The organism is Spirillospora sp. NPDC000708 (assembly GCF_040299565.1).
Taxonomy (GTDB): domain Bacteria; phylum Actinomycetota; class Actinomycetes; order Streptosporangiales; family Streptosporangiaceae; genus Spirillospora.
This window is the reverse complement of the sequence record NZ_JBEPCJ010000018.1, coordinates 36,771-52,308: the sequence shown is the minus strand read 5'-3', so window position 1 is coordinate 52,308 and position 15,538 is coordinate 36,771. Positions and strand designations below refer to the sequence as shown.

Sequence of the window (15,538 nt, the reverse complement as noted above, 5' to 3'; positions counted from 1 at the left end):
ACTCCCTAGTGGACGAACATGTAGGTCGTTGCGTGGCCCGCGAGGTCCAGAACGGGTTGCGGGATCACGCCGAGTACCACAGTAGCCGTCGCGCCGAGCGCCACCGCAGCCGCGGTCGCCGGCCCGGCGACGACGACGGGGCCGTCCGCCTCCGGCTCGCTGAAGAACATCACGACGATCACCTTCACGTAGAAGAAGGCGGCCACCGCGGAGGAGATGACGCCGACCACGACCAGCGGGGTCGCGCCGCCCTCGACGGCGGCCTTGAACACCGCGAACTTGCCGGTGAACCCGCTGGTCAGCGGGATGCCGGCGAAGGCGAGCAGGAAGAAGGCGAACACCCCGGCGACGACCGGGGAGCGCTTGCCGAGCCCCGCCCAGCGCGACAGGTGCCCGGCCTCGCCGCCGGCGTCGCGCACCATCGTGACGACCGCGAAGGCGCCGATGGAGGTGAACCCGTAGGCGACGAGGTAGAACATCGTGCTGGACAGGCCGTCGCGCGACGTGGCGACGACGCCCATGAGCAGGAAGCCCGCGTGCGCGATGGAGGAGTACGCCAGCATCCGCTTGATGTCGGACTGCGTGATCGCGATGATCGCGCCGACCACCATCGTGAGAATCGCCACGCCCCACATGTAGGGCCGCCAGTCCCACTTCAGCGTCTCGAACCCGACGTAGTACACGCGGAGGATCCCGCCGAACGCGGCGACGACCGTGCACGACGCCATCAGCGCGGTGATCGGGGTCGGGGCGCCCTGATAGACGTCCGGCTTCCACATGTGGAACGGGACGCCGCCGAGCTTGAACAGCAGCCCGACCGACAGCAGCGCGACGCCCGCCAGCAGCAGCGTCTCGCTGCCGGCGTCCTTGCTGACCTGCGCGGAGATGTCCGACAGCCGGACCGAGCCGGCGTAGCCGTACAGCAGCGCCGTCCCGTACAGGAAGAACGCGGAGGAGAACGCGCCGAGCAGGAAGTACTTGACGGCCGCCTCCTGGGAGAGCAGCCGCCGCCGGCGGGCGAGGCCGCACAGCAGGTACAGCGGCAGCGACATGACCTCCAGCGCCACGAACATGGTGAGCAGGTCGTTGGCGGCGGGGAACATCATCATGCCCGCGACCGCGAACATCATCAGCGGGAACACCTCGGTCTGGGTGATCCCGGCGGCAGTGCTGCGCTGCTCCGCCTCGCTGCCCGGCAGCGCGGACGCCTGCGCGGCGAAGTGGCCGCCGCCGACGCCGCTGCGGCCGCTGCCGCGTTCGGCGATCAGCAGCAGGCTGACCAGGGCGAGGATGAGGATGGTGCCCTGGATGAACAGGGCGGGGCCGTCAACGCCGAGGGCGCCCTGCGCAGCGACGTGGTGCGGGTGCACGCGCCGGGCGTGGTTGATCGTCCACACCCACGGCGGCTGGTTGGTGAGGCCGAGGCCGATCCTGATCGTCCACACGAACGCGCCGACGAGGCCGAGGAACGCGACCGGTACCTGGACCGCGTACCGCCAGGTGCGGCCGACGAACGCCTCCACGAGGACGCCCGCGACGGCGATGCCGAGGACGAGCAGCAGCGGGCCGATCTGCCTGTACTCGATGTGCGGCGCCGGGATGTCACCCCCCTGGGCGAGCACCCCGCTGGGGAGCACCGCGCTCACGTGACTGGCAGGGCTCATGGACGGGCTCCGTTCTCGGCGACGTTACCGGTGAGCGTCGGCGCCGGGTCGTGCCGGTCGACACGGGCGAGCGTCTCCTTCACCGACGGGTTGATCACATGCAGCACCGGCTGCGGGAAGAAGCCCATCGCCACGATGATCGCGATGATCGGGGCGACGGCCCACTTCTCGCGGGCCGTGAGGTCCTTCATGCCCTCGACGGCCGGGACCTTCGGGCCGCCCATCGTCCGCTGGTACATCCAGAGGACGTAGATGGCGGCGAGGACGACGCCGGTCACGGCGAAGCACGCGGCCACCTTGTAGCGGCTGAACGTGCCGACCAGCACCAGGAACTCCGACACGAACGGCGACAGGCCGGGCAGCGAGAGCCCGGACAGGCCGGCGACGAGGAACGTCCCGGCGAGCACCGGTGCCGCCTTCTGCACCCCGCCGAAGTCGGTGATCTTCGCCGACCGGCGCCGGACGATCATGAAGCCGACGAGCAGGAACAGCGCGCCGGTGGAGAAGCCGTGGTTCACCATGTACAGCGCGGCGCCGGACTGGCCCTGCGACGTCATCGCGAAGATGCCGAGCACGATGAACCCGAAGTGCGACACCGACGTGTAGGCGATGAGCCGCTTCAGGTCGACCTGCCCGATCGCGAGGATCGCGCCGTAGATGATGCTGATCACCGCGAACACGAGCACGGCGGGCGTGGCCCACTTGGACGCGCCGGGGAACAGCTCCAGGCAGAACCGCAGCATCCCGTAGGTGCCGACCTTGTCGAGCACGCCGACGATCAGGACGAGCGCGCCGGGCGGCGACTGCTGCGCCGCGGTCGGCAGCCAGGTGTGCACCGGCACCATCGGCGCCTTGATCGCGAACGCGACGAAGAAGCCGAGGAACAGCCACTTGGCGGTGGTCGGGTCGACGTGCAGGCCGCGCAGCTCCTGGAACATGAAGGTGCCGTGGCCGAGGCCGCCCTCGCTGACCGGCTTGTTCGACAGCGGGTACAGCCAGATGACCGAGACGAGCATCAGCAGCCCGCCGAACAGCGAGTACAGCAGGAACTTCACCGCGGCGTAGGAGCGCTCGCGGGCGGCGCCGCCGCCGTAGTGCCCGATGATGAAGTACACCGGGATGAGCATCGCCTCGAAGAAGACGTAGAACAGGAACACGTCGGTCGCCGCGAAGACGCCGATCATCGCGGCCTCGAGGGACAGCAGCAGCGCGAAGTAGGTCTTCACGGACCGCTTCGCCGGGACGTCCACCCCGCCGGACCGCTCGTCGTCCGTCCAGGACGCCAGCATGACGAGCGGGACGAGGATGACCGACAGCAGGATCAGCACCAGCGCGACGCCGTCGACGCCGAGCGCCCAGTGGATCCCGAACTCCTTGATCCACCAGTACTTCTCGGTGAACTGGAACCGGTCGCCGCCCGCGTCGAAGCCGGCCGCCATACCGATCGAGAGGGCGGCGACGACGAGGGAGACGCCGAACGAGAACCACTTGACGAGCGGCTCGTTGTCGCGCGGCAGCACGCTGACCGCGACGGCGCCCAGCAGCGGCAGCGCGATGAGGACGCTCAGCCAGGGAAAGTCACTCATGACACGTTCACCACCAGGAGGGCGGCCACCACAAGGGCTGCGCCGAAGAACATCGAGAGTGCGTAGGAACGGGCGAAGCCGGTCTGGATGCGGCGGAACCGGCCGGACGTGCCGCCGATGAGGGCGGCGAGCCCGTTGACGGCGCCGTCGACGCCGCGCCCGTCGAGCCAGACCGCGAGCCGGGTCAGCCACTGGCCGGGCCGCATCAGCAGCGACTCGTTGAGGGCGTCGCCGTACAGGTCCTTGCGGGCCGCGACGGTGACGAACGACCCCTTGGGCGCCTCGCGCGGCACGGGACGGCGCCCGTACTGCATCCACGCGATCGCGAAACCGGCGACCATCAGGACGAGGACCACGATGCCCGGCAGCGTGACCCACTTGAACGACTCCGCGTGCGCCGGCTTGCCGGTGACGGGCTCCAGGAAGTCGGAGAACCCGCCGAGGATCAGCCATCCGCCGGCGAAGACCGAGCCGACCGCCAGCAGCATCAGCGGGATCGTCATCACCTTGGGCGACTCGTGCGGGTGCACGCCCTCCTCCCAGCGCTTCTCGCCGAAGAAGGTCATGATCATCACGCGCGACATGTAGTACGCGGTGATGCCCGCGCCGATGACGGCGCAGACGCCGAGGATCGCGCCGGACGTGCCGCCCTTGTCGAACGCGGCCTCGATGATGGCGTCCTTGGTGAACCAGCCGGACAGGAACGGGAACCCGATGATGGCGAGGAACCCGAGCCCGAACGTCACGTACGTCGCCATCATGACGCCGCGCAGCGCGCCGTAGTGGCGCATGTTCACGTCGTCGTTGGTGCCGTGCATGACCGAGCCGGCGCCGAGGAACAGGCCCGCCTTGAAGAAGCCGTGCGCGATGAGGTGCGCGATGGCGAACACGTAGCCGGGCCGGCCGAGGCCGGCGGCGAGCGTCATGTAGCCGATCTGCGACATCGTCGACCCGGCGAGGGCCTTCTTGATGTCGTCCTTGCCGCAACCGATGATCGCACCGGCGAGCAGCGTGGCCGCGCCGACGATCGTCACCACCAGCTGCGCGGTGTCGGACATCTCGAAGATCGGCCCGGACCGGACGATCAGGTAGACGCCCGCGGTCACCATCGTCGCCGCGTGGATGAGCGCCGACACCGGGGTCGGGCCCTCCATCGCGTCCAGCAGCCAGGACTGCAGCGGGAGCTGCGCCGACTTGCCGCACGCGCCGAGCAGGAGCAGCAGCCCGATCGCGGTCGCGGTGCCGGTGCTCAGCTTGGCGGCGAGCCCGGCGTGCTCGGCGCCCGCGCCGAGGATCGGCCCGAAGTCGACGGTGCCGAACGTGGAGAACATCAGCGCGATCGCGATGATCAGCCCCATGTCGCCGACGCGGTTGACGACGAACGCCTTCTTCGCCGCGGTCGCCGCGGTCGGCTTGTGCTGCCAGAACCCGATCAGCAGGTACGAGGCGAGGCCCACGCCCTCCCAGCCGAGGAACAGCACGAGGAAGTTGCCGCCGAGCACCAGCAGCAGCATCGCCGCGACGAACAGGTTCAGGTAGGCGAAGAACCGGCGCCGGTCGGGGTCCTCGGCCATGTAGCCGACGGAGTAGACGTGGATGAGCGAGCCCACCCCGGTGATCAGCAGCACGAAGCTGATGGACAGCGGGTCCACCAGCAGGTCCATGCCGATCTTGAATCCGCCGACGCTGATGAAGTCCCACAGGTGCACGGTGCGGCGGCGCGCGGCGTCGTCGTACCCGAGCATCTGGACGAGCATCGCGACGCCGATGGCGAACGACGCCACCGGCGTCGCCACGCCGAGCAGGTGCCCCCACTTGTCGGTGCGCCGCCCTCCCAGCAGGAGGATCGCGGCGCCCACCAGGGGCAGCGCGATGAGAAGCCAGGACGCGGCCTGGATGCCTTCCGCTTTCATCCCCGACCTCTCAGTACTTCAGCAGGTTCGCGTCGTCCACCGACGAGGACCTGCGGGTCCGGAAGATGGTCATGATGATCGCCAGGCCGACCACGACCTCCGCCGCCGCCACCACCATCACGAAGAACGCGATGATCTGGCCGTCGAGGGTGCCGTGCATGCGGGAGAACGTCACGAACGCGAGGTTCGTGGCGTTCAGCATGAGCTCGACGCACATGAACACCACGATCGCGTTGCGGCGCACGAGGACGCCGAGACCGCCGATGGTGAACAGGATCGCCGAGAGCGCCAGGTAGTGCCCCGGACTCATTGACCAGCCTCGCCTTCACGCTCGTTGGCCGAGCCGCCGCCGGACCCGCCGGCGGCCGGTGTCCCGGCCCTGACGACGCGCGACTCGGCGTCCGCGTCCTTCGCCTCTTCGGTGGCCGCCTTGACCGCGGCGACGTCCTCGTCGACCGCGCCCTGCTCGGTCCCGCCGTACAGGTCGGCGTGGCGCTCGGAGGTGTCGGTGCGGGCCGCGATGACGGGGTTGATCGACAGCTCCGACGGCGTCCCGTCCGGCAGCAGCGCCGGCATGTCGACGGCGTTGTGCCGCGCGTAGGTGCCGGGGCCGGGCAGCGGGCCCGGGTGCGCGCCGGACGCGAACCGCTGCTTGGACAGGTCCTTCTGCGTCGGCTTCGGCTCGGTCCGCTCGCGGTGCGCCAGCACCATCGCGCCCAGCGCCGCGGTGATCAGCAGCGCGCTGGTCGCCTCGAACGCGAACACGTACTTGGTGAACAGCAGCCGCGCGAGGCCGAGGACGTTGCCGTCGGCGTTGGCGGCCTTCAGCCCGGCGGAGTCGCCGAGCGCGGCGTTGCCGAGCCCGGTGCCGAGCAGCACGATGAACCCGATCGCGACGATGACCGCCCAGAACCGCTGGCCCTTGATCGTCTCCACCAGCGAGTCGGTGGAGGTGACGCCGACGAGCATCAGCACGAACAGGAACAGCATCAGCACCGCGCCGGTGTAGACGATCACCTGGACGAACGCCAGGAACGGCGCGTTCTGGATCGCGTACATCGCGGCGAGGCAGAGCATCACGGTCGCCAGCAGCAGCGCCGAGTGCACCGCCTTGCGGACCAGGATCATGCCGAGCGCGGCGCAGACCGACACGACTGCGAGCAGCCAGAAGAAGAACGGCTCACCCGACTGCTTGTCGGCGACGTGCCCGGCCAGCACGTGCGCGGCGGCGAGGTGGTCGGCGGAGAGCGCGGCGCTCACTTGCCCTCACCGCCCTTGGCCGCCTTCTCCCGCTTCACCGCGCTGTCGGCGCTCGCCCGTCCGCCGCCTTCGGCGGGGACGGTCGGCGCCGCGTCCTCGGGCTGGAGGCCGAGGCGGTAGTAGTCCTCCTCGGTGTCGCCGAGCCGCATCTCGTGCGGCGGCGTCTCCATGCCCTCGCGCAGCGGGGCGAGCAGCATGTCCTTGGTGTAGATCAGGCTCTCGCGGCTGTCGTCGGCGAGCTCGTACTCGTTGGTCATCGTCAGCGCCCGCGTCGGGCACGCCTCGATGCACAGGCCGCAGAAGATGCACCGCAGATAGTTGATCTGGTAGGTGCGGCCGTACCGCTCGCCGGGCGAGTACCGCTCGTCCTCGGTGTTGTCGGCGCCCTCGACGAAGATGGCGTCGGCGGGGCACGCCCAGGCGCACAGCTCGCAGCCGATGCACTTCTCCAGGCCGTCCGGCCACCGGTTGAGCTGGTGCCGCCCGTGGAAGCGCGGGGCGGTCGGCTTCTTCACCTCGGGGTACTGAACGGTCTCGCTCTTCATGAACATCTGGTGGAACGAGACCCCGAACCCCTTGACCGGATTCAGGAAATCAGTGAGTCCCACTGGTGACCTCCTCAGAGGCGGATTCGATCGTGGCCGGGCGGGCCGGCTCGTCGCGGGCCCGGCCGTGGTAGTGGGGGGCGTCCATCGGCGGCACCGGGAACCCGCCGGCGAACGGGTCGCCCTGCGGCGCGCCGGGCGCCGGCCGCTCCGCACCCGGGACGATCTCGCCGCCGTCGCCGCCGCGGACCATCTCCCAGACCACCGTGATCACCAGCACCACGGCGATGACCCCGGCGGTGATCCACAGGATCTGCTGGATGTCGTAGCCGTCGTTCTTGAACGCCTTGATGGTCGACACCAGCAGGATCCAGGCCAGCGAGACCGGCATCAGGATCTTCCAGCCGAGCTTCATCAGCTGGTCGTAGCGCACCCGCGGGAGCGAGCCGCGCAGCCAGATGAAGAAGAAGATGAACAGCCACAGCTTGACCAGGAACCACAGCACCGGCCACCAGCCGGAGTTGGCCCCCGACCAGACGGTGGAGATCGGCGCGGGCGCCCGCCACCCGCCGAGGAACAGCGTGGTGGCGAGGGCCGACAGCGTCGCGAGGTTGATGTACTCGGCGAGGAAGAACATCGCGAACTTCAGCGACGAGTACTCGGTGTGGAAGCCGCCGACCAGCTCGCCCTCGCCCTCGGGGAGGTCGAACGGGATGCGGTTCGACTCGCCCATCATCGTGATCACGTAGACCACGAACGACGGGGCGAGCAGCACCGCGAACCAGATGTGGTCCTGCTTGGCGACGATCTCCGAGGTGGACATCGACCCGGCGAACATGAACACCGCGACGAACGACAGCCCCATCGCGATCTCGTAGGAGATCATCTGCGCGGACGAGCGGAGCCCGCCGAGCAGCGAGTACGGCGACATCGACGACCAGCCCGCCAGCACGATCCCGTAGATGCCCATCGACGACATCGCCAGCACCAGCAGCACCGCGACCGGCAGGTCGGTGCCCTGCAGCGCGGTGTGGTGCCCGAAGATCGACACCGTCGGGCCGAACGGGATGATGATGAACGAGATGAACGCCGGCACCGCCGACATCACCGGCGCGAGGACGAACACGACCTTGTCGACCTGGCGGGGGACGATGTCCTCCTTCAGCGCCAGCTTCACGCCGTCGGCCAGGCCCTGCAGCAGGCCCTGGGGCCCGGCGCGGTTCGGGCCGACGCGCAGCTGCATCCGCCCGATGACCCGCCGCTCGACCCACATCGACAGCAGGACGGTCAGCACCAGGAAGACGAAGATGACCAGCACCTTGCCGCCGATCAGCCACCACGGGTCCTTGCCGAACGTGGCGAGGGTGGGATCGGCGGCGGGCGCCGCAAGCGGACTCATCGGGTACCTCCCGCGTTCTCGGTCGGGCGGGCGAGCACCCCGCTCGCGATCTTGACGACGCCGCCCGCCGCCGCGCCCAGGTCCCGGTGGAGCGCGCAGCCCGCCGAGTTCGTCGGCAGCCACACCACCCGGTCGGGCAGGTCGGCGGTGATCTCCAGCGGGAGCGTCACCTCGCCGCGCGGCCCCGACACCGTGACCGCCGCGGTCGCGCCGATCTCCGCCGCGGTCGCGGGCGACAGCCGGGCCACCGCCGCCTTCGCGGTGCCCGCGAGGAACGGCTCGCCGTCCTGCAGCCGGCCCCGGTCCAGCAGCAGCCGCCAGGTCGCCAGCAGCGCCTCGCCCTGCTCGGGGTGCGGCGGCAGCGCCGGCGCGACGTCCGGCGGCTCCGGCCGCTCGCCGCGGTGGGCGCCGAGCTGCGCCAGCTCCCGCCGCGCCGCCTCCGGGCCCGGGAGCCCGAGGTGGACGTCCATCTCGTCGGCCAGCGACTGCAGGACCCGCAGGTCCGACATCTTCCCGGCGGACTTCAGCACGACGTCGAACGGGCGGCCGCGGCCCTCCCAGTCGACGAACGTGCCGGCCTTCTCGGCGACGGCCGCGACGGGCAGCACCACGTCGGCGCGGTCGGTGACCGCGCTCGGCCGCTGCTCCAGGCTCACCACGAACGGGGTGGCGTCGAGCGCCCGCAGCGCCGCGTCCGGGTCGGGCAGGTCGTAGGGGTCGACGCCGCCGACCAGCAGCGCGCCGAGCCGTCCGGCGGCGGCCGCCGCGATGATCCCGGCGGTGTCCTCGCCGGGCCCGGCGGGCAGGTCCGCGACGCCCCAGGCGCGGGCGACCTCCGCGCGCGCCTCCGGGTCGGTGACGGGGCGGCCGATCGGCAGCAGCCCGGGCAGCGCGCCGGCCTCGATCGCGCCGCGCTCCCCGGCCCGGCGCGGCACCCACGCCAGCCGGGCCCCGGTCACCTGCGCCAGCCGGACCGCCGCGGTCAGCGCGCCGGGGCTGGCGGCGAGCCGCTCGCCCAGCATGATGACGGCGCCGGGCGTCTCCAGCAGGGCGCGGACGCCGGCGCGCGACGGGTCGCCGATCAGCGAGCCGAGCGTCTCCGACTCCGAGCCGGGCGCCGTCGCCAGCAGCGTCCCGCCGACCTTCCGCAGGCCGCGCGTCGCGAACGGCGCGATCCCGAACACCTTCAGCCCGTTCTTGCGGAACGCCTTGCGCAGCCGCAGGAACACGATCGGGGACTCCTCCTCCGGCTCGAAGCCGGCGAGGACGACCGCGGGCGCCTTCTCCAGGTCGGCGTAGGACACCTCGATCGGGCGGCCCGCGACGGAGGAGGCGAGGAACCGCGTCTCCTCGTCCGACAGCGGCCGGGCGCGGAAGTCGACGTCGTTGGTGCCGAGCGCGATCCGCGCGAACTTGGCGTAGGCGTAGGCGTCCTCGAGGGTGACCCGGCCGCCGGTCAGCACGCCCGCGGAGCCGCGCGCCGCCGACAGCCCGCGGGCCGCGACGGTCAGCGCCTCCGGCCACGACGCCGGCTCCAGCTCGCCGTCGGCGTTGCGGATCAGCGGGTGCGTGAGCCGCTCGGGGCGCGTCCCGTAGGTGAACGCCCAGCGGCCCTTGTCGCAGTTCCACTCCTCGTTGACCTGCGGGTCGTCCCCGGCCAGCCGGCGGGTGATCTTCCCGCGCCGGTGGTCGGTGCGCAGCGCGCAGCCGGACGCGCAGTGCTCGCAGACGCTCGGCTGCGACACCAGGTCGAACGGCCGGGACCGGAACCGGTACGCGGCGCCGGTCAGCGCCCCGACCGGGCAGATCTGCACGGTGTTGCCGGAGAAGTAGGACTGGAACGGCTTGCCCTCGGCGGTGCCGACCTGCTCCTTCGCGCCGCGGTCGAGCAGGTCGATGAACGCGTCGCCGGCGATCTGGTCGGAGAACCGGGTGCAGCGGGCGCACTGGATGCAGCGCTCCCGGTCCAGCAGCACCTGGCTGGACAGCGGGATCGGCTTGGGGAACGTCCGCTTGGTCTCGACGAACCGGGACTCGCCGCGCCCGTTGGACATCGCCTGGTTCTGCAGCGGGCACTCGCCGCCCTTGTCGCAGATCGGGCAGTCCAGCGGGTGGTTGATCAGCAGCAGCTCCATCACGCCGTGCTGCGCCTTGTCGGCGACCGGCGAGGTGAGCTGGGTCTTGACGACCATCCCGGGCATCACCGTGGTGGTGCAGGACGCCTGCGGCTTCGGCATGCCGCGCCCGTTGCCGGCGTCGGGGATCTCCACCAGGCACTGCCGGCAGGCCCCGACCGGGTCCAGCAGCGGATGGTCGCAGAACCGCGGGATCTGGATGCCGAGCAGCTCGGCGGCCCGGATGATCAGCGTGCCCTTCGGCACCTCGATCTCGAAGCCGTCGATGGTGCAGGAGACCATCTCGACCGGCTTCTCCACCGCCGACTTGTCGTCGGTGACGGTCACTTCGCACCTCCCCAGAGGGTGGACTTGGCCGGGTCGAACGGGCAGCCGCCCTGCTCGAAGTGCTGGAGGTACTCGTCCCGGAACAGCTTGATCGACGAGACCACCGGGCTCGTCGCGCCGTCGCCGAGGGCGCAGAACGAGCGGCCGAGGATGTTGTCGGACAGGTCGAGGAGCGTCTCCAGGTCCTCTTCCTTGCCCTGGCCGGCCTCCAGCCGCTTGAGCATCTGCTTGTACCAGTAGGTGCCCTCGCGGCACGGCGTGCACTTGCCGCACGACTCGTGCGCGTAGAACTCCGACCAGCGCAGCACCGCGCGGACGACGCAGGTCGTCTCGTCGAAGATCTGCAGGGCGCGGGTGCCGAGCATCGACCCGGCGGCGCCGACGGACTCGAAGTCCAGCGGCACGTCCAGGTGCTCGTCGGTGAAGATCGGGGTGGACGACCCGCCGGGCGTCCAGAACTTCAGCCGGTGCCCCGCGCGGATCCCGCCCGCCATGTCGAGCAGCTCCCGCAGCGTGATGCCGAGCGGCGCCTCGTACTGCCCGGGCCGGGTGACGTGCCCGGACAGCGAGAAGATCCCGTAGCCCGCGGACTTCTCGGTGCCCATCGAGGTGAACCAGTCGGCGCCGTTCTCCACGATCGAGGGAACCGATGAGATCGACTCGACGTTGTTGATGACGGTGGGGCCGCCGTACAGGCCCGAGACCGCCGGGAAGGGGGGCTTGAGCCTGGGCTGACCGCGGAACCCTTCGAGGGAGTCCAGCAGCGCCGTCTCCTCGCCGCAGATGTAGGCGCCGGCGCCGGTGTGCACGACCACGTCCAGGTCGTAGCCGGAGCCGAGGATGTCCGTGCCGATGTAGCCGGCCTCGCGCGCCTCGGCGACCGCCTGCTGCAGCCGGCGGATCACGTGCAGCACCTCGCCGCGCACGTAGATGAACGCCTGGTTCGACTTGATGGCGTACGAGCTGATGATGACGCCCTCCACGAGGACGTGCGGGTTCGCCATCATCAGCGGGATGTCCTTGCAGGTCCCCGGCTCGGACTCGTCGGCGTTGACGACGAGGTAGCGCGGGTTCGGGCTCTCGGCGGGCAGGAACCCCCACTTCATGCCGGTGGGGAACCCGGCGCCGCCGCGGCCGCGCAGGCCGGAGTCCTTGACCATCTGGACGATGTCGTCCGGCGCCATCCCGAGCGCCTTGCGCAGCGCCCGGTAGCCGCCCTCGCGCTCGTAGCCCGCGAGGGTGAACGAGTCGGCCTGGTCCCAGTTCTTCGTGAGGATCGGGGTGAGCGTGGTCACTGGTTCCGCCCCTCCTGGCTGCCCGGCTTCACGTCGCCGCCGATCGGCTTGCCCGGCTCGTTGGGCGGCGGATCGGTGATCTCCCGCGCCTGGACCGGCTCCTCGGGCGCCTCCCGGCCGGTGTCGGCGGACGGCGCCTCCCAGCCGCGCTGCTTGGCCAACTCCAGGCCGCGCAGCGACTCGGGCCCGGCCTGCACGCCTTCGTGGGCGCGGCCGTCGGGGAACCCGGCGAGCACCCGGGACGCGTCCTTCCAGCTGCACAGCTTGTTCGGGCCGCGCGAAGGAAGCACTTCCTTACCGGCGCGCAGGTCGTCGACCAGCCGCTTGGCCTTCTCGGGAGTCATGTTGTCGAAGAACTCCCAGTTGACCATCATCACCGGCGCGAAGTCGCAGGCCGCGTTGCACTCGATCCGCTCCAGGCTGACCTTGCCGTCCGGGGTGGCCTCGTCGTGCCCGACCCCGGTGTGCTCGGTCAGCTCCTGCCAGATCTGGTCGCCGCCCATCACCGCGCACAGCGTGTTGATGCACACGCCCACGTGGAACTCGCCGACCGGCTCGTGCTTGTACTGCGTGTAGAACGTCGACACGCCCGTCACCTGGGCCGGCGTGATGCCGAGCTGCTCGGCGCAGAACTCGATGCCGTCCTGCGAGACGTGCCCCTCCTCCGACTGCACCAGGTGCAGCAGCGGGAGCAGCGCCGACCGCGGCTTCGGATACCGGCCGATGATCTGCTTGGCGTCGCGTTCGAGGCGCTCGCGCACCTCCGGTTCGAACGTCATCGGTCCACTCCCCCCATGACCGGGTCGATGCTGGCCACCGCGGCGATGACGTCGGCGACCATGCCGCCTTCGGCCATCGCGGGCACGGCCTGCAGGTTGACGAAGGACGGCTCGCGGAAGTGCACGCGGTACGGGCGGGTGCCGCCGTCGCTGACCACGTGCGCGCCGAGCTCGCCCCGCGGCGACTCGATGTGCGAGTACGCCTGCCCCGCCGGCACCCGGAAGCCCTCCGTCACCAGCTTGAAGTGGTGGATCAGCGCCTCCATCGAGGTGCCCATGATGTGCGCGATGTGCCGGGGCGAGTTGCCCATCCCGTCCGCGCCGATCGCGAGCTGCGCCGGCCAGCCGATCTTCTTGTCCTCGATCATCACCGGGCCCTTGACCCGCTGCAGCCGCTCCACGCACTGCTCGACGATCTTCAGCGACTCCTCCATCTCCTGCATCCGCACGAGATAGCGGCCGTACACGTCGCAGGTGTCCTGCGTCGCGACCTCGAAGTCGTAGGTCTCGTAGCCGCAGTAGGGCTGCGACTTGCGCAGATCCCACGGCAGACCGGTCGCGCGAAGCATGGGGCCGGTGATGCCCAGCGACATGCACCCGGTAAGGTCGAGATACGCGATGTCCCTGGTCCGGGCCAGATAGACGGGGTTGGCGTCCATCAGCTTCCGCATCGCCTGGATCCGCTTGGGCATCCGGTCGAGATAGTCGCGGATCTTGCTGAGCGCACCGCTCGGCAGGTCCTGGGCAACGCCGCCCGGACGGACGTACGCCATGTTCATCCGCAGACCCGTGATCTCCTCGAAGAGGTCAAGGGTGTACTCGCGCTCGATGAAGCCGTTCAGCATGACGGTCGTCGCGCCCAGTTCGAGGCCGAACGTGGCGATGGCGACCAGATGGGAGGAGATCCGGTTCAGCTCCATCATCATCACGCGGATGATCTGGGCCCGTTCCGGCACCTGGTCGGTGACGTCCAGCAGCTTCTCCACGCCCAGGCAGTACGCCGTCTCGTTGAAGATCGGCGCGAGGTAGTCCATGCGCGTGCAGAACGTGGTGCCCTGCGTCCAGGTGCGGTACTCCATGTTCTTCTCGATGCCGGTGTGCAGGTACCCGATGCCCACCCGGCAGTCGTCGACGGTCTCGCCGTCGAGCGTGAGGATCAGCCGCAGGACGCCGTGCGTGGACGGGTGCTGCGGGCCCATGTTGACCACGAGGCGCTCGTCCCCGAGGTCCTCGGCGCCCGCGACGACCTGGTCCCAGTCCTGGCCGTTGACGTCGAACACGCGGCCCTCGGCCGCCTCCTCGGCGGCGTAGGCGTCGTACTCGGTGTACTTCGTGGAGCTCATACGTACGACCGCCTTTCGTCCGGCGGGGGGATCTCCGCGCCTCGGTACTCGACGGGGATGCCGCCGAGCGGGTAGTCCTTGCGCTGCGGATGGCCGACCCAGTCGTCGGGCATCTCGATGCGGGTGAGGGCCGGATGACCGTCGAAGACGATCCCGAAGAAGTCGTAGGTCTCGCGCTCGTGCCAGTCGCACGTCGGGTACACCGGCACCAGCGACGGGACGTGGGGGTCGGCGTCCGGGCAGGTGACCTCGAGCCGCACGCGCCGGTTGTGGGTGATCGACAGCAGGTGCACGACCGCGTGCAGCTCGGCGCCCTCGTCCTTCGGGTAGTGCACGCCGGAGACGCCGGAGCACAGCTCGAAGCGCAGCGTCGGCTCGTCCCGCATGGTGCGCGCGACGTCCAGGAGCCGCTCGCGCTTGACGAAGAACGTCAGCTCGCCGCGGTGCACGACGACGCGCTCGATCGCGTCGCCGAAGTCGGGGAGCGCGCGCTCCAGCTCGTCGGCGATCTCGTCGAACTCGCCGGCCTCGGCGGCGCCGCCGGGCCCGCCGTAGGGGCGCGGCGCGGTGACCTTCGGGCTCTGCCGGATGACCAGCCGCCCGTATCCGGAGGTGTCGCCGGTCGTCTTGGCGCCGAACATGCCCGTGCGGGCGATCGGCTGCTCGCGGCGCTCCTCCTCGGCCTGCGCGGGCAGCTGGTCGGCGCCCTGCTCGGCCCTCTGCTCAGGGTTCTCGGAAGACATCTAAACCGTTCCTTGTCCCAGCAGCGGCAGCTGGCGGCGCTTGGCCTCTTCCAGCTCGACGATCTGCTTCTTGCGCTGCGGGCCGAGCTTGGTGTTCTGGATCTTGTCGTGCAGCTTGAGGATCGCGTCCAGCAGCATCTCCGGCCGCGGCGGGCAGCCGGGCAGGTAGATGTCCACCGGGACGATGTGGTCGACGCCCTGCACGATCGCGTAGTTGTTGAACATGCCGCCGGACGAGGCGCACACGCCCATCGCGATGACCCACTTGGGCTCGGTCATCTGGTCGTAGATCTGCCGCAGCACCGGGGCCATCTTCTGGCTCACCCGGCCCGCGACGATCATCAGGTCGGCCTGCCGCGGCGTCGCGGAGGCGCGCTCCATCCCCCACCGGGAGAAGTCGTGCCGCGGGTCGCCGGTCGCCATCATCTCGATCGCGCAGCACGCCAGGCCGAACGTCGCCGGCCACACCGAGCTCTTGCGCGCCCAGCCCGCGACCTGCTCGACCGTCGTCAGCAGGAACCCGCTGGGGAGTTTCTCCTCAAGACCCAT

Annotated in this window: 13 protein-coding genes; all 13 read right to left on the bottom strand. The window is 70.3% G+C overall.

What is annotated here, in order from left to right; all coding sequences use genetic code 11:
• Positions 1-5: 5 nt before the first annotated feature.
• Genes nuoN through ABT299_RS15470 form a run of 13 tightly spaced genes read right to left on the bottom strand, consistent with a single transcriptional unit; the run spans position 6 to position 15,538 of the window.
• Positions 6-1,664 (bottom strand): NADH-quinone oxidoreductase subunit NuoN, encoded by a 1,659-nt coding sequence (gene nuoN / locus ABT299_RS15530; RefSeq protein WP_500251156.1) that lies wholly within the window; start codon positions 1,662-1,664, stop codon positions 6-8.
• The gene (locus tag ABT299_RS15525; protein WP_500251155.1) at positions 1,661-3,250 is read right to left on the bottom strand and encodes an NADH-quinone oxidoreductase subunit M; all 1,590 of its coding nucleotides are present in this window, start codon (positions 3,248-3,250) and stop codon (positions 1,661-1,663) included. The genes nuoN and ABT299_RS15525 overlap by 4 nt, the downstream gene beginning before the upstream one ends.
• Entirely contained in the window at positions 3,247-5,163 is a 1,917-nt protein-coding gene (gene nuoL / locus ABT299_RS15520; protein ID WP_500251154.1) for an NADH-quinone oxidoreductase subunit L, read from the bottom strand. The genes ABT299_RS15525 and nuoL overlap by 4 nt, the downstream gene beginning before the upstream one ends.
• Positions 5,164-5,173: 10 nt before the next feature.
• Positions 5,174-5,473 (bottom strand): NADH-quinone oxidoreductase subunit NuoK, encoded by a 300-nt coding sequence (gene nuoK / locus ABT299_RS15515; RefSeq protein ID WP_173096805.1) that lies wholly within the window; start codon positions 5,471-5,473, stop codon positions 5,174-5,176.
• The gene (locus ABT299_RS15510; protein ID WP_500251153.1) at positions 5,470-6,423 is read right to left on the bottom strand and encodes an NADH-quinone oxidoreductase subunit J; all 954 of its coding nucleotides are present in this window, start codon (positions 6,421-6,423) and stop codon (positions 5,470-5,472) included. Before ABT299_RS15510 ends, nuoK begins: the two co-directional genes overlap by 4 nt.
• Positions 6,420-7,031: an NADH-quinone oxidoreductase subunit NuoI gene (gene nuoI, locus ABT299_RS15505; protein ID WP_190867946.1), complete on the bottom strand. Its 612-nt coding sequence runs from the start codon at positions 7,029-7,031 to the stop codon at positions 6,420-6,422. The genes ABT299_RS15510 and nuoI overlap by 4 nt, the downstream gene beginning before the upstream one ends.
• The gene (nuoH, locus tag ABT299_RS15500; protein ID WP_500251152.1) at positions 7,018-8,367 is read right to left on the bottom strand and encodes an NADH-quinone oxidoreductase subunit NuoH; all 1,350 of its coding nucleotides are present in this window, start codon (positions 8,365-8,367) and stop codon (positions 7,018-7,020) included. Before nuoH ends, nuoI begins: the two co-directional genes overlap by 14 nt.
• Positions 8,364-10,829 (bottom strand): NADH-quinone oxidoreductase subunit G, encoded by a 2,466-nt coding sequence (locus tag ABT299_RS15495; protein WP_387029297.1) that lies wholly within the window; start codon positions 10,827-10,829, stop codon positions 8,364-8,366. The genes nuoH and ABT299_RS15495 overlap by 4 nt, the downstream gene beginning before the upstream one ends.
• Complete coding sequence (gene nuoF, locus ABT299_RS15490) at positions 10,826-12,124, bottom strand: NADH-quinone oxidoreductase subunit NuoF (RefSeq protein ID WP_190867952.1); 1,299 nt, start codon at positions 12,122-12,124, stop codon at positions 10,826-10,828. Before nuoF ends, ABT299_RS15495 begins: the two co-directional genes overlap by 4 nt.
• The gene (gene nuoE, locus ABT299_RS15485) at positions 12,121-12,903 is read right to left on the bottom strand and encodes an NADH-quinone oxidoreductase subunit NuoE (protein WP_500251151.1); all 783 of its coding nucleotides are present in this window, start codon (positions 12,901-12,903) and stop codon (positions 12,121-12,123) included. Before nuoE ends, nuoF begins: the two co-directional genes overlap by 4 nt.
• Positions 12,900-14,246 carry an NADH-quinone oxidoreductase subunit D gene (locus ABT299_RS15480; RefSeq protein ID WP_194737719.1) on the bottom strand — a complete coding sequence of 449 codons (1,347 nt, stop codon included), beginning with the start codon at positions 14,244-14,246 and terminating at the stop codon, positions 12,900-12,902. Before ABT299_RS15480 ends, nuoE begins: the two co-directional genes overlap by 4 nt.
• Positions 14,243-14,989 (bottom strand): NADH-quinone oxidoreductase subunit C, encoded by a 747-nt coding sequence (locus ABT299_RS15475; protein WP_190867956.1) that lies wholly within the window; start codon positions 14,987-14,989, stop codon positions 14,243-14,245. Before ABT299_RS15475 ends, ABT299_RS15480 begins: the two co-directional genes overlap by 4 nt.
• On the bottom strand, positions 14,990-15,538 hold the full coding sequence (locus ABT299_RS15470; RefSeq protein WP_151543251.1) for a NuoB/complex I 20 kDa subunit family protein: 549 nt from the start codon (positions 15,536-15,538) through the stop codon (positions 14,990-14,992).